General features: G+C 33.9%; 19 protein-coding genes. 17 read left to right on the top strand and 2 right to left on the bottom strand.

Annotated elements, in window-relative coordinates:
• Positions 1–127: 127 nt before the first annotated feature.
• From gltB to lysA, 3 genes are all read left to right on the top strand, one after another.
• Positions 128–4,645 (top strand): glutamate synthase large subunit, encoded by a 4,518-nt coding sequence (gene gltB, locus FJOH_RS11270; protein WP_044047679.1) that lies wholly within the window; start codon positions 128–130, stop codon positions 4,643–4,645.
• Between the two features lie 124 nt (positions 4,646–4,769).
• Positions 4,770–6,224 (top strand): glutamate synthase subunit beta, encoded by a 1,455-nt coding sequence (locus tag FJOH_RS11265; RefSeq protein ID WP_012024227.1) that lies wholly within the window; start codon positions 4,770–4,772, stop codon positions 6,222–6,224.
• A gap of 645 nt (positions 6,225–6,869) precedes the next feature.
• On the top strand, positions 6,870–8,093 hold the full coding sequence (gene lysA / locus FJOH_RS11260; RefSeq protein ID WP_012024226.1) for a diaminopimelate decarboxylase: 1,224 nt from the start codon (positions 6,870–6,872) through the stop codon (positions 8,091–8,093).
• 59 nt (positions 8,094–8,152) lie between these two features.
• On the opposite strand, the gene FJOH_RS26965 is transcribed toward lysA, so the two are convergent.
• Positions 8,153–8,305 (bottom strand): hypothetical protein, encoded by a 153-nt coding sequence (locus FJOH_RS26965; RefSeq protein ID WP_159436651.1) that lies wholly within the window; start codon positions 8,303–8,305, stop codon positions 8,153–8,155.
• Between the two features lie 1,399 nt (positions 8,306–9,704).
• Positions 9,705–10,046, bottom strand: coding sequence for a hypothetical protein (locus FJOH_RS11255; RefSeq protein WP_012024225.1), 342 nt, complete (start codon positions 10,044–10,046; stop codon positions 9,705–9,707).
• A gap of 205 nt (positions 10,047–10,251) precedes the next feature.
• On the opposite strand from FJOH_RS11255, the gene FJOH_RS11250 reads away from it, so the two are divergent.
• The 14 genes from FJOH_RS11250 to abc-f all read left to right on the top strand — a co-directional run bounded on the left by FJOH_RS11250 (position 10,252) and on the right by abc-f (position 21,625).
• A complete protein-coding gene (locus FJOH_RS11250) occupies positions 10,252–10,662 on the top strand; it encodes a helix-turn-helix domain-containing protein (protein ID WP_012024224.1) in 411 nt (136 codons plus the stop codon).
• Positions 10,663–10,756: 94 nt separating this feature from the next.
• Complete coding sequence (locus FJOH_RS11245) at positions 10,757–11,119, top strand: hypothetical protein (protein WP_012024223.1); 363 nt, start codon at positions 10,757–10,759, stop codon at positions 11,117–11,119.
• A gap of 38 nt (positions 11,120–11,157) precedes the next feature.
• Positions 11,158–11,607, top strand: coding sequence for a hypothetical protein (locus FJOH_RS11240; protein ID WP_012024222.1), 450 nt, complete (start codon positions 11,158–11,160; stop codon positions 11,605–11,607).
• A 1,057-nt stretch (positions 11,608–12,664) separates the two neighbouring features.
• The gene (locus FJOH_RS11235; RefSeq protein WP_012024221.1) at positions 12,665–13,216 is read left to right on the top strand and encodes a hypothetical protein; all 552 of its coding nucleotides are present in this window, start codon (positions 12,665–12,667) and stop codon (positions 13,214–13,216) included.
• Positions 13,217–13,250: 34 nt separating this feature from the next.
• A complete protein-coding gene (locus FJOH_RS11230) occupies positions 13,251–13,718 on the top strand; it encodes a DinB family protein (RefSeq protein ID WP_012024220.1) in 468 nt (155 codons plus the stop codon).
• Between the two features lie 37 nt (positions 13,719–13,755).
• Positions 13,756–14,469, top strand: coding sequence for a M949_RS01915 family surface polysaccharide biosynthesis protein (locus FJOH_RS11225; protein WP_012024219.1), 714 nt, complete (start codon positions 13,756–13,758; stop codon positions 14,467–14,469).
• A 119-nt stretch (positions 14,470–14,588) separates the two neighbouring features.
• Positions 14,589–15,776, top strand: coding sequence for a hypothetical protein (locus FJOH_RS11220; RefSeq protein WP_012024218.1), 1,188 nt, complete (start codon positions 14,589–14,591; stop codon positions 15,774–15,776).
• 106 nt (positions 15,777–15,882) lie between these two features.
• Entirely contained in the window at positions 15,883–16,953 is a 1,071-nt protein-coding gene (locus FJOH_RS11215) for a T9SS type A sorting domain-containing protein (RefSeq protein ID WP_012024217.1), read from the top strand.
• A 179-nt stretch (positions 16,954–17,132) separates the two neighbouring features.
• Positions 17,133–17,459, top strand: coding sequence for an ArsR/SmtB family transcription factor (locus FJOH_RS11210; protein WP_012024216.1), 327 nt, complete (start codon positions 17,133–17,135; stop codon positions 17,457–17,459).
• On the top strand, positions 17,449–17,949 hold the full coding sequence (locus FJOH_RS11205; RefSeq protein ID WP_012024215.1) for an SRPBCC family protein: 501 nt from the start codon (positions 17,449–17,451) through the stop codon (positions 17,947–17,949). The genes FJOH_RS11210 and FJOH_RS11205 overlap by 11 nt, the downstream gene beginning before the upstream one ends.
• A 41-nt stretch (positions 17,950–17,990) precedes the next feature.
• Positions 17,991–18,494, top strand: coding sequence for an SRPBCC family protein (locus FJOH_RS11200; protein ID WP_012024214.1), 504 nt, complete (start codon positions 17,991–17,993; stop codon positions 18,492–18,494).
• Between the two features lie 89 nt (positions 18,495–18,583).
• Complete coding sequence (locus FJOH_RS11195; RefSeq protein ID WP_012024213.1) at positions 18,584–19,450, top strand: alpha/beta hydrolase; 867 nt, start codon at positions 18,584–18,586, stop codon at positions 19,448–19,450.
• Positions 19,451–19,515: 65 nt separating this feature from the next.
• Positions 19,516–19,884: a nuclear transport factor 2 family protein gene (locus FJOH_RS11190; RefSeq protein ID WP_012024212.1), complete on the top strand. Its 369-nt coding sequence runs from the start codon at positions 19,516–19,518 to the stop codon at positions 19,882–19,884.
• A gap of 151 nt (positions 19,885–20,035) precedes the next feature.
• Complete coding sequence (gene abc-f, locus FJOH_RS11185; protein ID WP_012024211.1) at positions 20,036–21,625, top strand: ribosomal protection-like ABC-F family protein; 1,590 nt, start codon at positions 20,036–20,038, stop codon at positions 21,623–21,625.
• The last annotated feature ends 43 nt before the right edge of the window (positions 21,626–21,668 follow it).

The following is a 21,668-nucleotide window of genomic DNA, read 5'->3' as shown; positions in this document are numbered from 1 at the left end:
GGTTTATATAATAATATTATCATTTAAGAACCCTTTTTCTAATATTACTACAAAAATGAAAGCGAATAGATAATTTCACTACATTATGTTTAACGAAATCTTTATTTTTGTAAAAAAAATATCAAGAATGAGAGTTAAAGAACAAGGGCTTTATCTGCCTGAATTTGAACACGACAATTGTGGTGCAGGATTTATTTGTAATTTGAATGGTATTAAGTCAAATGATATTATTCACAAAGCATTAGACATCTTAATTAAATTGGAACATCGTGGTGCCGTAAGTTCTGATGGAAGAACTGGTGACGGGGCCGGAATTTTATTCGACATTCCTCATGATTTTTTTAAGAAAGTATGTGACTTTGAAATCCCAGAAGCGCGTGAGTATGCAGTAGGAATGGTTTTTTTACCAAAAAGCAAAAACCAGGTTTCTTTTTGTATTAATGCATTTGAAGCTACAATCAAAGACCAAAACTTAAAAGTTTTAGGCTGGAGAGATGTACCCGTTGACGTTGAAAATCTAGGTGAAATTGCCGCAGAAAAAGAACCAACAGTTAAACAAGTTTTCGTTTCTAAAAACGGTCAGGATTTAACTGAACAAGAATTTAATGCAAAACTTTTTGCAGCTAGAAAAATTGCTGAACATGCCGTAAGAGGATCAAAAACCTCAGAAAGCCACATGTTTTATTTTACTAGTTTATCGACAACTACTATAATATATAAAGGTCTATTGATGCCGGAAGACATCAGCCGTTATTATATAGATTTGAAAGATCCAGACTTGGTGACTCGTCTTGCACTTGTACACCAGCGTTTCTCTACAAATACATTCCCATCTTGGGACTTAGCTCAGCCGTTTAGATACATGTGTCATAATGGTGAGATCAACACACTTCGTGGAAACGTAAGCCGTATGCGTGCTCGTGAAGAGCTTATGCAGAGCAAAGTTTTTGGCGATGATATCAAAAAATTATTCCCAATTATCTTAGAAGGAAAATCAGATTCTGCCTCTATGGATATGGTGGTTGAACTTTTATTAATGACTGGCCGTTCGCTTCCAGAGGCAATGATGATGGTAGTTCCTGAAGCTTGGGAAAAACACCAGACAATGTCTCCGGAAAAAAGAGCTTTCTATGAATACAACGCTTGTATCATGGAGCCTTGGGATGGTCCTGCTTCTATTCCGTTTACAGATGGAAACGTAATTGGAGCTTTACTAGACAGAAACGGATTGCGTCCTTCTCGTTATACATTAACGAAAAGCGGATTCGTAATTATGTCATCTGAAATTGGTGTATTAGACATCGATCCAGAAGATGTAATCCAACATGGTCGTTTAGAGCCAGGTAAAATGTTCTTGGTTGATATGAACGAAGGCCGTATCATCGAAGACGAAGAAGTTAAAAAAGCGATCGTTACAAAACGTCCTTACCAGCAATGGGTTGACGAAAACTTATTGCCATTAGCCAGCGTTCCTTACACAAACAACCCTACTCCTGTTGAAAAATTAGATTTCTTAACAAGACAGCGTTTGTTTGGTTATACAATTGAAGATTTAAAAACAATCATCAACCCAATGGGTAGCGACGGAGCTGAAGCAATCAGTTCTATGGGTAACGATACTCCTTTGGCAGTTCTTTCAGATCAGCCACAGTTGTTGTACAATTACTTCAAACAATTATTTGCTCAGGTTACAAACCCGCCGTTGGATGGTATTCGTGAAGAAATCATTACTGATATCAGTTTAGCAATTGGTGGAGATTTCAATATTTTCGAAATTGAATCTAAACAATGTAAAAAATTAAAAATCCAAAATCCAGTTGTTTCTAACGAGGATTTGGATAAAATTAGAAATATAGATCACCCAGATTTCAAATCGGCTACTATTTCTACTTTATATAAAATCGAAAAAGGAGTTAACGGTTTAGAAAGAGCTCTTGAAAAATGTGTTCAGGCTACTTTTAAAGCAGTTGAAGAAGGATGTAACATCATCATTTTATCTGACAGAGGTGTAAGCGAAGAATTAGCTCCAATCCCTATGTTATTGGCTTGTTCTTACATTCACCACTCTTTGAACATTTTACAGGTTCGTTCTAAATTCGGAATCATCATCGAATCTGCTGAACCAAGAGAACCTCATCATTTTGCTTTATTGTTTGGATATGGTGCAAGCGCCATCAACCCTTACATGGTAAACGAAATCATTCACGATCAGGTTGAAAAAGGTTTCATTACAAAAGTAAAAGCGGATTACGCTGTAGTTAACTACAACAAAGCGATTGCAAAAGGAATCGTGAAAATCATGAACAAAATTGGTATCTCTACTTTACATTCTTACAGAGCTGCTCAGATTTTCGAGATTTTAGGATTAAACAAAACATTTACATCTAAATACTTCCCTTACACTCCATCTAGAATTGAAGGAATTGGTTTAATGGAAGTTGAAAAAGAGGTTAAAAAACGTTTCCAAAAAGCTTTCCCAAATTCAAAAATTGCAAACTTGCTTTCTCTTGAAATTGGAGGTATTTACAGATGGAGACGTGGTGGTGAAAAACACATGTTTAACCCAACCACTATTTCTAAATTACAACAGGCAGTTCGTTTAAACAGCCCTGAAAGTTATAAAGAATACTCTAATGCCGTTAACGAGCAGAGCTCAAACTTAATGACCATTAGAGGTTTATTTGAATTCAACAATTTAGATCCAATTTCTATTGACGAAGTTGAGCCTTGGACAGAAATTGTAAAAAAATTCAAAACAGGTGCAATGTCTTACGGATCTATTTCTAGAGAAGCACACGAGAATTTAGCAATTGCAATGAACAGAATTGGCGGGAAAAGCAACTCTGGAGAAGGTGGAGAAGATCCAAAACGTTTCCAGAAAGAAATTAACGGAGATTCTAGAAACTCTGCAATTAAGCAAGTTGCGTCAGGACGTTTTGGTGTTTCGATCAACTATTTGACAAACGCTAAAGAAATCCAGATTAAAATGGCTCAGGGAGCAAAACCTGGTGAAGGTGGACAGTTACCTGGAGAAAAAGTAGTGCCTTGGATTGCTGAAACCAGAAACTCTACACCTTATGTAGGTTTGATTTCGCCTCCTCCTCACCACGATATTTACTCAATTGAGGATTTATCTCAGTTGATTTACGATTTGAAAAATGCAAACCGTGAAGCTCGTATTAACGTAAAATTAGTTTCTGAAGTTGGAGTTGGAACCATCGCTGCCGGTGTTGCCAAAGCAAAAGCCGACGTTATCTTAATTTCTGGTTATGACGGAGGAACGGGAGCTGCACCATTAACATCTTTACAGCACACAGGTATTCCGTGGGAACTTGGTTTAGCTGAAGCCCAACAGACTTTGATCTTAAACGATTTAAGAAGCCGTGTAGTACTTGAATGTGACGGACAGTTAAAAACAGGTCGTGACGTTGCTATTGCAGCTTTATTAGGAGCTGAGGAATTCGGATTTGCAACTGCACCGCTTGTAGCTTCTGGATGTATCATGATGAGAGCTTGTCACTTAAATACCTGCCCAGTTGGTATTGCAACTCAGGATCCAGAATTGAGAAAAAATTTCAAAGGAACTCCAGAGCACGTAATCAACTTCATGTATTTTATTGCTGAAGAGTTAAGAGAAATCATGGCGCAGTTAGGTTTCAGAACTTTAAAAGAAATGGTAGGTCAGTCACAAAAATTAAATGTGAACAAAGCCATCAAACATTATAAAGCAAATGGTTTAGACTTGTCATCAATTCTATACAAACCGGAAAAAGCGAAAACGCAGCCAAATCATAATACAACGACTCAAGATCACCAACTTGAAAACGTATTGGATTTTGATATCATCAAAGAAGCTATTCCGTCTATCTATAGAAAAGAGAAAACAAGAGTAACCTTTAAAATTAAAAATACAGACCGTTCTGTAGGTGCTATTTTGAGTAACGAAATCTCAAAAATCTACGGCGCACAAGGATTACCTGATGACACTATTTTAGTTGATTTTGAAGGTTCTGCTGGACAAAGTTTTGGTGCATTCGCAACAAACGGATTGTCATTTAAAATTCACGGAAACTGTAATGATTATTTAGGAAAAGGTCTTTCTGGAGGAAAATTAATTGTAAAAGTACCTCCTACTGCGACTTTCAACCCTGAAGACAATATCATTATCGGAAACGTTGCCCTTTACGGAGCTATTACCGGAGAGGCTTATATTAATGGAATGGCCGGAGAGCGTTTCTGTGTGAGAAATTCTGGAGCAACAGCAGTTGTTGAAGGAATTGGAGATCACGGATGCGAGTACATGACTGGTGGTACAGTAGTAGTTTTAGGAAAAACAGGAAGAAACTTCGCAGCTGGTATGAGCGGTGGTGTGGCTTATGTTTACGATCCAAATAAGAAATTCGATTCTACAGTTTGTAACATGGAAATGGTTGCATTCGACCCAATGGAAGAAGAAGATCTTACGAAACTAAGAAAACTGATCAAAAATCATTCGTTGTACACAAGCAGTCCATTAGCAAAAAGAATTTTAGCAGACTGGGAAAACCAACAACAGCACTTCGTAAAAGTAATGCCAACTGATTACAAAAAAGCATTACAAAGAATTGCAGAAGAGAAAAAAATAGAAGAATTAATAGCGGGATAAATGATTTTAGAATTCAGATTTTAGATTTTAGATTTATTTACGATGTCTTCCTGAGCGAAGTCGAAGGATGAAACTGGAATTTAAGAATTGGAATTTTTAAACATTTAGATTTAATTAAAATGTCATGGGTAAAATAGGCGGATTTAAAGAATATAACAGAGCCGACGAAAGTAATTTAGCAGTAGCAGAACGTGTTTCTAACTACAACGAATTTACTATTCCGGTACCAAAAGATAAATTAAAAGAACAAGGATCAAGATGTATGGACTGTGGAATTCCTTTTTGCCACAGTGGTTGTCCGTTAGGAAATTTAATTCCTGACTTCAACGACATGGTGCATCAGGAAGAATGGCAGAGTGCATTAGAGATTTTACAATCTACTAATAACTTCCCTGAATTTACAGGTCGCTTATGCCCTGCTCCATGTGAGAAATCATGTGTATTAGGAATCATCAAAGATCCGGTTTCTATCGAAAACATCGAAAAAAGCATCGTAGAAAGAGGTTTCGCCGAAGGATGGATTAAACCACAAGCGCCAAAAACAAGAACTGGTAAAACAGTTGCTGTTATTGGTTCAGGACCTGCAGGTCTAGCAGCTGCTCAGCAATTAAACAGAGCTGGTCACACGGTTACTGTTTTTGAAAGAGACAACGCAATTGGAGGTTTATTACGTTACGGAATTCCAAACTTCAAATTAGAAAAAGGAATTATCGATCGTCGTGTAGCTATTCTTGAAGCAGAAGGAATCACTTTCAAAACTAATGTAAATGTTGGTGTTAATTTCAGTGTTGAAGAATTAAACCAATTCGATTCTATCGTTTTATGCGGAGGAGCAACTGAAAGAAGAAGCTTGCCAACTAAAGGAATCGAAAGCAAAGGTGTTGTTCAGGCAATGGATTTCTTAACACAGCAAACTAAAGTTTTATACGGAGAATCAATTCCAGATCAGGTTAAAGCAACTGGAAAAGACGTAATCGTTATTGGTGGTGGAGATACAGGTTCTGACTGTATTGGAACTTCAAACAGACACGGAGCAAAATCGGTAACTAATTTTGAGATTTTACCAAAACCTCCAGTTGGAAGAAGCGAGTCAACTCCATGGCCTTTCTGGCCGTTGCAGTTAAAAACATCTTCTTCTCACGAAGAAGGATGTGACAGAAACTGGTTAATCAATACTAAAGAATTCATTTCTAACGATAAAGGTGAGTTAACTGGATTAAAAACAGTTGAAGTGCAATGGAAAATGACTCCTGGTCAGCGTCCTGAATTAATCGAAAAAGAAGGTTCTGAAAAAATCTGGCCTTGCGATTTAGCTTTATTGGCTCTTGGATTTACAGGTCCGGAGAAAACATTAAGCGAGCAATTAGGAATCGAAACTGATATGAGAAGCAACTACAAAGCGCATAACTATCAGACAAACGTACCTCACATTTTCACTGCTGGTGATATGAGAAGAGGACAATCATTAATCGTGTGGGCTATTTCAGAAGGTCGCGAAGCTGCAAGAGAAGTAGATTTATTCCTTATGGGATCTACAAACTTGCCTACTAAAGGAAAAGGAGATTTACCGAGCTTATAATTTTAAGGTTCTGAGATACTAAGATGCTAAGGTTCTAAGCTTTTTCCTTGCATTTTATTATTCTTTTCCGATAAACAACATAACTACTAACAAACCCTTGAATTTAATATTCAGGGGTTTTGTTTTTTTGTTTGCCACAGATTATCATGATTAAAAGGATTTTTTTCTTGGCCACGAATTACGCGAATTTTCACGAATTTCTATTTTCTGGCCGATTTCTATTTCAAATATAACTCGTGGTTCAATCACGGGAAATCAATATATGATTGCGTCCAATCCGTAACGTTCTCCGTAGTTGAAACCACGGGCTATATTTTGAGCATTTTTTGCGAAAAATCTAAGATTAAAAATTTGTGGAAATTCGCGTAATTCGTGGCCAAGAAAAAAATCATTTTTAATCTGTGAAATCTGTAGCTAAAAAAAATAATTTCAACAGCATTTAAGAATAAGTTAATTCATGAATTCATGGCAAAAAAACTTAGTACCTTAGCATCCTAGTACCTCAGTACCTTAAAAAAGGTTATAAAATTCCAAAACAAGCAACTTTTTGTTTAAAATAAAACAATTTGTTATAATTTGTTATTTTTCTACAAATTATTTGCTGATAGATAAAAGTGTAATAACTTTGCCCAAAATGATTTAAAAATGCAAGCAAAAGATTTACTGCAGTTAGCAGACCAATTTGGAAGTCCGTTGTATGTTTACGATGCCGAAAAAATCCAATCTCAGTACAATAGGTTAACTAAAGCTTTCTCTAAGGTAGAAAACTTAAGAGTTAATTACGCCATGAAGGCATTGTCAAATGTTGCGATTCTTCAGTTATTAAAGAACATGGGGTCTGGTTTAGATACTGTATCAATTCAGGAAGTTTTATTAGGACTTCATGCTGGCTATGAACCCGAAAGAATTTTCTTTACACCAAACGGCGTTTCTCTGGAAGAAATCGAAGAAGTAGCCGCAATGGGTGTACAAATTAATATTGACAACTTATCTATTCTGGAGCAATTCGGAACAAAACACCCGCATATTCCGGTATGTATTCGTATCAATCCACACGTAATGGCGGGCGGAAACGCTAACATTTCTGTGGGACACATCGATAGTAAATTCGGGATTTCTGTTCACCAGATTCCGCATATATTGCGAATTGTCGAAAACACAAAAATGAGCATCGTGGGAATTCACATGCACACAGGATCTGATATTTTAGATATCGAAGTATTCTTGTATGCTGCTGAAATCTTATTTGATACAGCTAAACATTTCAAAGATTTACAATTCTTAGATTTTGGAAGCGGCTTCAAAGTTCCTTACAAAAAAGACGATATCGAAACAGACATCGAAGAATTAGGTAAAAAATTATCAAAAAGATTCAACGCTTTCTGTGCTGAATATGGAAGAGATTTAACGCTGATTTTCGAACCAGGAAAATTCCTGGTAAGCGAAGCAGGTCATTTCTTAGTAAAAGTAAACGTTGTAAAACAAACAACATCAACCGTTTTTGCTGGAGTAGATAGTGGTTTCAACCACTTAATCCGTCCAATGTTATACGGATCTTCGCACCATATCGAAAACATCTCAAACCCAAAAGGAAAAGAGCGTTTTTACTCTGTTGTTGGATACATTTGTGAAACTGATACTTTTGCAAACAACCGTAGAATTCAGGAAATTACAGAAGGAGATATTTTATCTTTCAGAAATGCCGGAGCATATTGTTTCTCAATGTCTTCAAACTACAATTCAAGATACAAACCAGCCGAAGTTTTATGGATGAACGGTCAGGGAATCTTGATTCGCCAAGCTGAAACATTTGAAGATTTACTTAAAAATCAAATTCCGCTGCCACAAGAAATTGCTGCTACGGTTTAACAATAGAAAAAAAAGAGAATATCACTTTAATCCCGTTTCTTAATTGAGGCGGGATTTTTTTATTCCAGATTTTTAAGTTTAGATTTTAGATTATTTTGCAAACGTCTTGTCAGGCTGAGCGAAGTCGAAGCCCACGCAAAGTAACCACAATATTTGTCATTTCGACGTAAGGAGAAATCTTCGCAAGTAGCTCCACAAAGTATTCTTTTCATTTCAGTATAGACCACCCGAAAACTAACCACCAAATTTGTCATTTCGACGAAGGAGAAATCTCTGCAAGAAACTCCAAAAAGTTTTGGAATTTGAAGCTGCTAAAATTAGCGTTTTACAAAGTCGTTGAACGCGTCCGTTCGAATCGGTCTTTCGGCTATATTTTTTGCCCCCGTTAGAAATTAAAATTGAATCACTTAGAATTATTGGAACAATTAAGATTCGAAGGGCTGAACGGAATTGAGTGGAGCAAAGTATAATTATAAGTAAAAACAATCATAATGGTATTGCAAAATAATCAAAAACTATTTATATTTGTTTTTTCTTATCATCATACTATATAATATAAACATCAAATGTTAAAGTCTTGGGTTTGAAAAGTTAAATTATTGTTAAAGTTTAACAAGTCGAACATGATAATTATTTAAAAATCAAATATTTACAAACTTAAAACCAAATTTATTAATAATACACATGATGCTTGAACAGGACTATTAAGTATCTTTGTTAAGGTAATCCTAGAAATGGGAAAAAAGGCTAATATGCCCTGAGAAGCACTAGCCTTTGATGTTGCGTAATCGAATTTACAACGATTAGTAAATTTCGAATGTGAATGTTCTTTGACATAAGACTCTGTAAATTGATAAGTTGACGCTTATCATTCCATTGGTACTAATTTTAAATTCATTATACATGAACGAGGCACCAGCAGGATATAGATATATTTACTCTAGATATAGAACAATCAAGGGTAAAAGAATCTACAAAGCTGATGGCGGACTGTATAGATTTCTAGTAAAAATCTAAAGTCGCATCAATTAATTATGGTATACAGATCTTGTCAAAGAGAATGCTGTTGATGGACAAAAAAAGTTCTACTGAATCGGGTAGGACTTTTTATTTTTACGGAAATCCGTAATTGTCACTTTTACGTCAAGCGCACGGTCAAAAATAACGCATTTAATACTTTTGTGTGCACATTAAAATACCGAAAACATTAATTTATATTGATTCTAAATAAGCAACCAGTTGACTATTAATTAATTAACCTTTTTTAACGATTTTATTATCGCCAAAATACACGTTTTTTTATGTTTTTTATGACACCTTTTTCGCAAAAAATGAAAAAAAACACGTAAAAAACCACAAAATGAACAAGTAAAAACTTACTTTCCACACAATTAAACGTCATTTTTTAGATTTCTCGCGCAAAATTTGTGTCAATAATAAACGATTTAACATAATTGCGTTCAAGCAATGTCAAGTAATACGCAATTTACAAAGATTATGTCACTAATACAAGAACCTGCTAGCGCGAGCGTCCCGCTCGTGAACAGCTGAAGAAATCAACAACACAAAAACTTTACGTGCACGAGCGAGACGCTCGCGCCAGCAAGTATATTATTCTTTTAGATTTTGAACTTTTTCAAGAAGCATTTCATCGATTTCATCCAGAAATTCAAATGCATCCAGAGGAAAAAGCTGATGTACAACTTCTAAAATTAAAGACAAATTAATAGTTGTTTTTATATCTGTTTCTGAAATTTTATGCACATCGTTATCTACGCCTAAAACGCATAGTTTTAGCATTTCGCTAATAGCACAGCCAAGTTCATAATAACTTGAAAATTTAACTTTGGCAACATATTGCACATTTTCTTTATTCGCCGATTTTAGAGTTTTAAAATAATAACACATTAATTTTCTAAATTTCTCTTCATTTTCCATTTCATTTTTTTCCATCGGTATTTAATTTCTTGTTTGTATTTTTGGGCATTTATTTTATTTAACAATCTTTAATTTTTAAAGTAAGAAAAATTGTATTTTTACTTCTCGCAAGTAATCAATAGATTTTCGGGTAATCGACAAATGATAATTGTATCTTACAAAGTATTTTTGTTTTTTACAACGATCAAAAAATCTAAAATTTTTTAAATATCTTTGAGCTATGACTACAACAGCAAAACCAAAACATATTGGACGAAACATAAGCCGAATCAGAGAGCTTAGAGGTATGAAACAAGAAGCACTTGCTTTTGCAATTGGTGTTACACAGCAAACTGTTTCAAATATTGAAGGAAGTGAAACCATTGAAGATGATAAATTAGATGCAATTGCTGAAGTTTTAGGCGTTTCGGCAGAAGCTATAAAAAATTATAGTGACGAAGCTGTATTTAATATTATTGGAAATACAGTTAACAATCATGATAATGCAGCTCTTTTTCAATATCATCCAACATTCAATCCAATAGATAAATTGATTGAATCTTATGAAGAAAACAAAAAGCTTTACGAGCGTCTAGTTCAGGCCGAAAAAGACAAAAACGAATATTTAGAAAAATTACTAAAAGGAAAATAATTTCCTCGATAATAAAAATCCAGCAAAAGCACAAAGTTCTTATGATTTTGTGCTTTTTTTGTAAACGAAAAACAAACAAATAAAATACAACAAAATGAAACCACAAATACGAATCCTTGTTTACTCAATTCTATTCTTTTTATACCTTACTTCTACAACCTTTTTTCTTTCGGTAGGCGAAAAATTAAAAACCGATCCTTATATAACTTTAGGCTGCGGATTTGCCGTTTTCAATCTCATTTATGCCTTTTTCGGATTAAAGTGGAACATATTACTAAATATAATCTCGGCTATTGGTATTGCTGCTTTATCTCTATTCTTGGCTTTAAAATTCACCAATCTGCATTTGTTTATAGATTACGATCCGTATCAGGTTAAAACCGCCATATTTGCGAATGCTGTTTTCTCAATTATTTTTTGGGAAATTGTGTATCAGATAAAAATTAGAAAATCATAAATTAAAATCAAAACTCCCCAAATCTAAAACCAAAAACAATGAAAATTACGATTTCCCTGTCGGCATTATTCCTGTTATTTACTGCCAATGTTTTCAGCCAGACCCTAGCCGATTTAAAGTTAAAAACAAAAGAAATTCCAAAAGGTTATACAGCAAACGACGGTCAAATTTGTGTTACGCCTCAGGCCTGCAATTTTTATACTGATATCGAAACCTACAGTAATATTGTGGGAGTCGTAAAAAGCAAACAGATTCAAAGTTTTAAAAACAGAGCCGACAGCGGTTCTATTATGTATTTTGAATTTGAACACGTTTTTAAAGGCGACAGATTTCTACAGGGATTATTATGGGGAAAAGCCGGCCAGCCAACCGATGAACGTCCGGAAGAATATTTGGCAAAAGGAAAATTTCTAATTATTTGGAGTTTTCGCCCAGACAGCCCAGTTAAAGAAAAATCAGAAACAAAAATTGAGGCTATTTTGCAATAAGCAATAAATTTCTATTTACTGTGAAAGCTCCGGAGGAGTGCAATATTTATAGCACAATTTATTTCCAGAGATAAAAGCTCCAGAGGAGCGGCATATTTTTAAACAATATATATTTCGCTCCGCTGGAGCTTGAAATCTGCGTGTACATCATTGTTATAAATATTATGCTCCTCCGGAGCATTTTTTATTAGACAATTTAATTTCAACGAATAAATCATAAACAAAAATTGAGGCTATTTTGCAATAATCGATGCATTTCTATTTACTGTGAAAGCTCCGGAGGAGTGTAATATTTATAGCATAATTTATTTCCAGAGATAAAAAGCTCCAGAGGAGCGGCATATTTTTAAACAATATATATTTCGCTCCGCTGGAGCTTGAAATCTGCGTGTACATCATTTTTATAAATATTATGCTCCTCCGGAGCATTTTTTTATTGAACAATCTAATTTCAACGAATAAATCAGAAATAAAAATTGAGGCTATTTTGCAATAAGCAATACATTTCTATTTACTGTGAAAGCTCCGGAGGAGTATAATATTTATAGGATAATTTATTTCTATTGGTAAAAAGCTCCAGAGGAGCGGCATATTTTTAAACAATATATATTTCGCTCCGCTGGAGCTTTAAATCTGCATGTACATCATTGTTATAAATATTATGCTTCGGAGAAGCATACTTTAATTAAACAGTTTAATTTCAACAAATAGATCAGAGACAAAAATTGAGGCTATTTTGCAATAAACAATACATTTTCTATTTAATGCGAAAGCTCCGGAGGAGTGCAATATTTATAGCACAATTCATTTCCATACACAAAAAGCTCCAGAGGAGCGACACATTTTAAACAATATATATATCGCTCCGCTGGAGCTTGAAATCTGCGTGTACATCATTGTTATAAATATTATGCTCCTCTGGAGCATTTTTTGTTGAACAATCTAATTTCAACAAAGACACACTGTTGCTGCAAATTTTCATTTTCCTGTAACTTTCTTGTAAACCTTTTTTTATATTTTAGCGATTCCAAATACACCTAAATTGCAATTCAAAAACATGAAATTCAAAATTTTACTTTTATCCGCCTTTATTTTTATCTCTTGCAAAAAAGAATCAACAACCGACAAAACACCAGTTGCTTTAAAAGACACAGTTGTAACAATCGAAGAAAATGAAATTATAAACGACGACTTCGATACAATTGTAATTTCTGCAAAACATAAAACAAACAAAATTCTATGCGATTTAGACGGAGACGGAAAAAACGAAACTGTTGAAATTGTTCGAAGTACAAATAACGATAAAAGTGGTCTGCGAATAATTTTTGGAAACGGAAACCGCACAGATTATTTCGGAATGGGACATAATATTCTGGGACAGGGTTTTGACGAAATTGACTGGGCCGGAGTATTCGAAAAAGCTTCAAAAGGAAACATTGTATGGAACAATGTAAATGAAGACGGCGAAATTATGGGCGATGAAGAAATAAAAGAAGAAGACAAAATAAAACTGCCAAACGACGGAATCTTTATTCACGCCGATGAAAGCTGCGGAGGTGGGATTATTTACCTAAATAATGGTAAATACGATTGGGTTCAGCAGGAATAAAACCGTAAAAATAACTTCCTAAATAATTTTGAATATGAAAAGTACATTAGAAATTGCTAGTCGTTTTAAAGAAATTATCCTAAACGGAACCTGGGTTGCAAACACAAATTACAAACTCCAGCTCGAAAATCTGGATTGGAAAATCGCAGTAAAACCCATTCAAAACTTAAATACAATTGCAATTCTGGCACAGCATATTCATTATTACATTAACGGACTTAATGAGGTTTTTAAAGGCGGAACACTCGATATAAAAGACAAATTCAGTTTTGACTTTCCTCCTATTCAATCACAGGAAGAATGGAATAACTTTTTAGAAAAGTTCTGGAACGACAGTCAAAAATTTGCTTCTTTTGTTGAACAAATGCCAGATGAAAAACTCAATGAACCCTTCGTTGATGAAAAATACGGTACTTATAGAAGAAATATTGACTGCATGATCGAACACAGTTATTATCATTTAGGGCAGATTGTATTGATTAAAAAGCTACTTACTCAATAAAACCCAAATTAATTTTTTAAACGCCAAAATAAAATTTATGAAAAATATTTTCATCGTATTACTTTCTGTAATTCTCTTTTCAAGCTGTAAAGAAGATAAAAAAGAAGAAATTAAAACCACAGCAAAAACCGAATCAGAAGCAATTGAAGACAAAGACTTTGTTTTAACGGTAGAAAAAATCGATTCGACACAATTTCCAAGTTCAATAAAATACGAAGGTTTTATTAAAAATGCCGTTCGATGGAAAGATAAAGCAGGAGATAATATTGTGATTACAACCGAAACAGGTTATCATATAAACAAAAAATTTCAACATGAAACCGACGGTTCTGATGCCGAATTGTTTGCGTATCATTTTATAGTTTCGGGAAATGAAGCAAAACAAACCTGGAAAGTTTACGATTATATTTCTGATTGTCCAGTTGATATTGTGGCTTCGTTTGTAAAAAACACATTTCAGGTTACAGATTTAAACAAAAACGGAATTGCCGAAACATGGTTAATGTACAAAACTGTCTGCCACGGCGATGTGAGTCCGTGCGACATGAAGGTTATCATGTACGAAGGAAATCAAAAATATGCTATGCGAGGCGAAAGCAAAGTTGCTGTTGGACTTCTTGACAATGGCAAAGAACAATATATAGGCGGTGAATATAAACTGGATGAAAACTTCAAAAAAGGCCCGAAAGTTTTTAAAGAGTTTACTCAAAAATTATGGAGCGATAATCTAATTGAAACCTGGGAAGATTAATTTTCTTATTAATATTTCTGAGAAAAAAACGCTCTTTTCTACTCCTCAAAATATTTTAAAAAAGGCATAGTTGTTGAAAGTTAAAAAAGATATATTTACACCTTCAATTAAAGAATGCCATGCAAAAAATTACCCTTTTATTCTCTATACTATTTTTAGCTCTTTCGTCATGCGGAGTTAAAACAACACAGTCGATGCTTAGTGACGGAAATTACGATGGCGCCATCGACAGAGCGGTCGAAGCACTTCGAACTAAAAAAGATTCTAAAGGAAAACAAGATTATGTTTATCTGCTGGAAGAAGCGTTTGCAAAAGCTAAAGACCGCGATTTGCGCAATCTTGAAATGATGACAAAAGAAGCGAATCCTGCAAATACAGAACGTATTTACAATACATATTTACAACTTAATAATCGTCAGGAAAAAATTCGCCCTTTACTGCCTCTGCCTTTATTGAAACAAGGAAAAAACGCTTATTTCCCATTTGATAATTATTCAGATCAAATTGTAAGCAGTAGAAATGCACTTTCAAAATATTTATATGAAAATGCTTCGGGTCTTTTAAAATCTAACAACAAACTCGATTTTAGAAAAGCCTATGATGATTTTGCGTATTTGGAAAGCATCAACCCAAATTACAAAAACACTAAAAAACTGATGGACGACGCCCAGTTTAAAGGAACTGATTTTGTAGATGTTTACGCGAAAAATGAAACCGAAATGGTAATTCCCAAATTACTTCAGGAAGACTTACTGGATTTTAAAACTTACGGATTAAACGATAAATGGACGGTCTATCATAATGCCAGACAAAAAAATATAGTGTACGATTACAGCCTGATTATCAACTTTAGACAAATCCTAATTTCGCCGGAACAGATAAAAGAAAAGGAATTCATTAAAGAAAGACAAATAAAAGATGGTGTAAAAACACTTGTAGACAGTCGCGGAAGACCTGTAAAAGACAGTTTAGGCAAAGAAATAAAAGTTGACAATTACAGAACACTTCGTGCTAATATTTACGAATTCAGACAATTTAAATCCTGTCAGATAACAGCAAAAGTTGATTACATTGATATAAAAACAAATCAGTTAATCCAGACTTTCCCGGTAAGCAGTGAATTTGTTTTTGAAAATATTTATTCGACTTACAAAGGCGATAAAAATGCATGCGAAGACAGTTATATCTCTTATTTTAATAAACGTGCTGTTCCGTTCCCTAATAATGAACAAATGGTCTATGATACGGGAGAAGACCTGAAAGCGAGACTTAAAGATATTATTGTCAAAAATAAATTTAGACTGTAATTCAATATAAAAAACTGAGAAATTAATATCATTAAATGTATAGTTTAATTCTTGCTAATATAATTTAAAATTCTACTTTTATAGAAATTTAAACCAAAGCAGATATATGAAAAAAATTACTTTTAGTTTTTTATTGATTTTCTTTATTTTTAAAATTAATGCCCAAGTTAGTGCCTATACATTTTCTCAAAGCCCTGGAACATATAAAAAAATTACAACGGGAACAGTCTTAGGAATTATTAGAAATGAAGACCAAAGGTTTGTAAATCCCGCAAATCTCGCTGGAAATTCATTAGATGAGGGGCCCGGATTCCCAATCGGTTTTGATTTTACTTTTAATGGAATTGTTTTTGACAGAGTAGGTATTTCTACAAATGGATGGATTTCATTAGGTCAAAGTTCATTAACCCCTTCTGTTGATATGACATCATCTTTAGGTACAGGATTTGATTCAGCATTATCATCAACCTATGTTTCAACCCCACCCTATTTAAGAAACAGAATTGCTGCATTTCACCATGACTTAAGCGGGGTAGCTGATCAGTTAAATCCTGACCGCAGCTCAAATTTAAGAATTGCTACAATTGGTACTGCACCTAACAGATCTTTTGTGGTGCAATGGAGTAATTATAAATTTTATGGATATACAACTGGCTGTGATTTTTCTTTCCAAATTATATTGCACGAAACCACAAATGTTGTAGATGTAGTATATGGTTTTATGCTATTCACTTACAGCAGCTCTTCTGTTAAAGTTGGTTTAGGCGGTAATGATAGTACCGACTTTAATACCAGACGCACCTTTCTTGTGAACGATTGGAATAAAACTGTGGCTGGAAAAAGCAATAATGATACTTGCGGAACAAGTGAAAATGTTACTCCGCCAACACCGGGCACTACATTTTCTTGGACACCAAGCACTACTTTAAGCAAACCTGCTTTTAACCTAGCTGAGCTGGCTGTTTATCCAAATCCTGTAAAAAATACTTTAAATTTAAGCTATCAAGACAAAATTGATAATATAAAAATATTTAATGTTCTAGGTCAGGAAATACTCAATAAAAATATAAGTGCTAGTAATGATACCGTTGATATGTCACAAATGCTTCCGGGAACTTATATTGCAAAAATTTCTGCCAACAATATTGTACAAACATTTAAAATTGTAAAAATCTAATTTTTATAAAATTTAAAAATCATATTTACTCATCTTTAAATTCAAACTTAAAAAAAGACGCATTTTTGATGCGTCTTTTTTTGTTTAAGCTCTTTTTATAAAAAAAACATGTTTTTTAATTGTGCAACCAAAAAGTTGCTTATATTTGCAACTGATTAGTTGCGTAATTTATATTTAAAATGAAACGAGATATATTTCAGGCTATTGCCGATCCAACCCGAAGAGCGATTTTGGTTTTAATTTCTGCCAATGCATTAACTCCTAATGCCATTGCAGAACAATTTAATACTACGCGTCAGGCAGTTTCAAAACATATCAAAATTTTAAATGAATGTGAATTATTAGATGAAAAAAAAGTGGGCAGAGAAATTTATTATCAGCTCAAAATCGAAAAAATGAAAGAAGTTGACCAATGGCTCGAACAATTCAAAAAAATCTGGGAAAGCCGTTTCAGCCAGCTGGATCAAGTATTAATGAATCTAAAATCTAAAGAAAATGAAATCTAACCTGTTAATGAATTTTACTGTAGACAAAGAAAATAAGACTGTAAACATCAAACGTGAATTCGACGCATCGTTATCGAATGTTTGGTCAGCCTGGACAGAACCTGAAATTTTAGACCAATGGTGGGCGCCGGCTCCGTATAAATCTAAAACAACCAATATGGAATTTAAAGAAGGCGGAAAAAGATTGTATGCCATGGTTGGTCCTGAAGGCGAAGAACGCTGGAGTTGTTTTGAATATACTTCGATTTCTCCAAAAACAAATTTTAAACATTCTTCTACATTTTGTGATGCCGAAGGAAAACCAAATTCTGCTTTTGCAAGTTCATACTGGGATTTAACCTTTTCAGAACAAGGCGACTTGACAGTTGTTGACATTGCCATAACACGAGACAGCTTTGAAGAAATGGAAAAATTAATCGAAATGGGTTTCAAAGATGGAATCACAGCGACAATGCAAATTTTGGATAAAATCTTTGAAGCAAGAAAATAATAGTTTAATAAAGTAATAATGAATTTAAAATCGAGAGAATTATGAAATCAAATCTTTTAATGAATTTTACTGTAGATAAAGAAAATAGTACTGTAAATGTAAAACGTGAATTTGATGCTTCATTAGCAAACGTTTGGTCGGCATGGACAGAACCAGAAATTTTAGATCAATGGTGGGCACCGGCTCCGTGGAAATCCAAAACAAAAAGCATGGATTTTAAAGAAGGCGGACGCAGACTTTATGCCATGATTGGGCCAGAAGGCGAACAACACTGGGCAATTGCTGATTTTACTTCTATCAACCCAAAAACTAATTTTAAATATCTTGATGCTTTCAGCGACAGCGAAGGAAATTTAAATACCGAATTTCCGCGTTCAGACTGGAATGTAAATTTTTCTGAACAAGGCGGTTCTACCTTCGTTGATGTTGTAATAAAACACGAAAAACTATCTGATTTGGAAATGATTATTCAAATGGGCTTCAAAGAAGGTTTTACCATTGCAATGGAAGGATTAGACAAAATTTTTGCAGAAAAAGCAAAATAAATAAGTTTGAATGCTATAAAAGACGAAAGCTGCAAAAAATAAATTGTAACTTTCGTCTTTCTTTTTACAAATCATTTTTACTTCAATCAATGAACAAATTTTTAATCACACTTTTAATTTTTTCCTCTCCTTTCCTTTTCAGCCAAAACAATAAATCTAAAACTACAGAAACAACTAAACCTTTTGTATTAGGCGTTATCGACGAAATTCAGTCAAAAGAATTAGGCGAAAACAGAATCCTCAATATTTATCTTCCAGAAGGCTACAACCCAAAAGATGCAGAAAAATATCCTGTAATTTATTTATTAGACGGTTCTGCCAATGAAGATTTTATTCACATTTCAGGCTTGGTGCAGTTTAATAGTTTTGAATGGATCAATCAGGTTCCAAAATCAATTGTTGTAGGTATTGCAACGGTCGACAGAAAAAGAGATTTTACTTTTGCAACAACGCTTGAAAAAGATAAAAAACGTTATCCAACAACTGGACATTCTGATAAATTTATTGCTTTTATCGAAAAAGAATTACAGCCTTTTATTGATAAAAAATACAAGACAACTGAATCAAAAATGATTATAGGACAGTCGCTTGGCGGATTATTAAGTTCTGAAATACTGCTTAAAAAACCATCGCTTTTTAACAAATATGTTATTGTAAGCCCAAGTATATGGTGGGATAATGGTTCTATACTGAATATAGATTCACAAATTCTTCAGGAAAATTTTAAACAGCCAACAGAGATTTATATCGCAGTGGGCAAAGAAGGATTAACTCCAACCGAAATTCCAAGAGTTATGGAAGTCGATGCCAATTTATTAGCCGAGAAAATACAGGCTTCTAAAAGCAAAAACATTAAAGTCTTTTTTGATTATTTTCCTAATGAAAACCACGGAACAATCCTGCATTTGGCCGTTTTTAATTCTTTTAAATTCTTTTACCCCCAAACAAAAGAATAAAGGGGATTTTAGAGATATTCTAAAAAATTGTAATTTTATAATCTATTGATATATAATTTCTTATCATGACACCAAATAAACAAACTGTAAACGAATATATGGCTGCTTTTATGGTAAGTGATCATGCAAGAATCCTTGCTTGCCTTACTGATGATGTTGTTTGGGAAATGCCCGGAATTTATCAGCATGTGGGCAAAGAAGCTTTTGACAAAGAAATTGAAAATGACAATTTTGTTGGAAGTCCAACAATTCAGATTATTAAATTAATTGAAGAAAATAACATTGTAATTGCCGAAGGTGCAGTTCAGGGAAACATGAAAAACGGCGGCAAACTTGATGCCGTTTTTTGTGATGTTTTTGAAATGGAAAACGGAAAAATCAAAAAGCTTACCTCCTATTTAATGTCAAAAAATGCCAATTTAAAATTTGAGTAATCTGACATTTAAATCTTAAAAAATATTTTTTATATCTTTGCATCACTAAATAAACCGCACAAACTCTATGTGATAAAAATTTCTTTCGGACAATTTTAAGGTAAGCTGAAAATCGGCTTACATATTTGTTTATCTCCTAAAGAAAGAAATCATGGTTATTTTACAGAATATCTCATATCTTCATTCAAACAAAGATTTGTTGTTTGATAAAATTACTTTTACAGTTAACCATCATGAAAAAATTGCTTTAATTGGCAATAACGGCGTTGGTAAATCAACTTTATTAAAAATTATTGCAGGCGAATTACAACCTGCCGACGGAATATTAAAAACCAATTCTAAACCTTATTATCTGCCGCAGATATTCGGGCAATTTAATCATCTTACAATTGCTCAGGCTTTGCAGGTTGAAGACAAACTGAATGCTCTTCAAGAAATTCTTAACGGAAATGTTTCCGAAGAAAACCTCAACACTTTAAACGATGACTGGACAATTGAAGATCGTTGCAATGAAGCACTTCTATATTGGCAATTGCAGGATTTAAATTTAAACCAGAAATTGGAAACGCTGAGCGGCGGGCAAAAAACAAAAGTTTTTCTGGCCGGAATTTCAATTCATGAACCTGAACTTGTTTTGCTTGATGAACCGAGTAACCATTTGGATATTTCGGGCAGAGAATTATTGTACAATTTTATAAAAAGCACTTCTTCAACCTTGATTGTCGTGAGCCACGATCGAAAACTGCTTAATTTACTGAATCCGATGTGCGAATTATCGAAACACGGAATTACAGTTTATGGTGGTAATTATGATTTTTATGCCGAACAAAAACTAATCGAAAACAATGCTTTAAGTCAGGATATCCAGAGCAAAGAAAAGGCTTTGCGCAAAGCGAAAGAAAAAGAACGCGAAACTCTTGAACGTCAGAACAAACTGGATTCACGCGGTGAAAAGAAACAAAAAAAAGCCGGAGTTTCCAGAATTATGATGAATACTTTACGTAACAATGCCGAAAACAGCACGGCAAAAACGAAAGGTGTTCATGCTGAAAAAATTGGCGGAATCTCAAAAGATTTACAAGAATTGCGATCGTCTTTACCAGATATTGACCAAATGAAATTTGGTTTTGACAAAACGAATTTACACAAAGGAAAAACACTTTTTACAGCGATTGAAATTAATTACAGTTACGAAAATCAACCATTATGGAAAAAACCGCTAAGCTTTCAAATTCTGAGTGGTCAGCGTTTAGCATTAAAAGGTTTAAACGGTTCTGGAAAAACGACACTAATTAAAATTATCATGGGCGAATTGAGGCCCAAGGCAGGAACTTTTCAAAAAGCAGATTCTAAGATTATTTATATCGATCAGGATTATTCGCTTATAGAAAACGAAATTACAGTTTATGAGCAGGCTCAGAAATTTAATTCATCAGGTTTACAGGAACATGATATAAAAATGAAACTCAACAAGTTTTTGTTTTCGCAAAATGACTGGAATAAACCTTGTGCTGCTTTAAGCGGAGGAGAAAAAATGCGTTTAATGCTTTGCTGTTTAACAATTAATAATCAAGCTCCTGATATTATCATTCTAGACGAACCTACAAATAATCTTGATATTCAAAATATCGAAATCCTGACCGCTGCAATTAATGAATATACGGGAACTTTAATTGTGGTTTCGCATGATGTTCATTTTTTGGAAGAGATAAAAATTGAAGATTTTATTGAACTGAATTAAAAGTGCCGCTTGCCATTTCGAGAAGCTTTGTCAAAGTTTAGAA

The sequence above is a fragment of the Flavobacterium johnsoniae UW101 genome (assembly GCF_000016645.1).
Taxonomy (GTDB): domain Bacteria; phylum Bacteroidota; class Bacteroidia; order Flavobacteriales; family Flavobacteriaceae; genus Flavobacterium; species Flavobacterium johnsoniae.
Note: the sequence above shows the minus strand (reverse complement) of the source record. Positions and strands in the feature narration are given on the sequence as shown.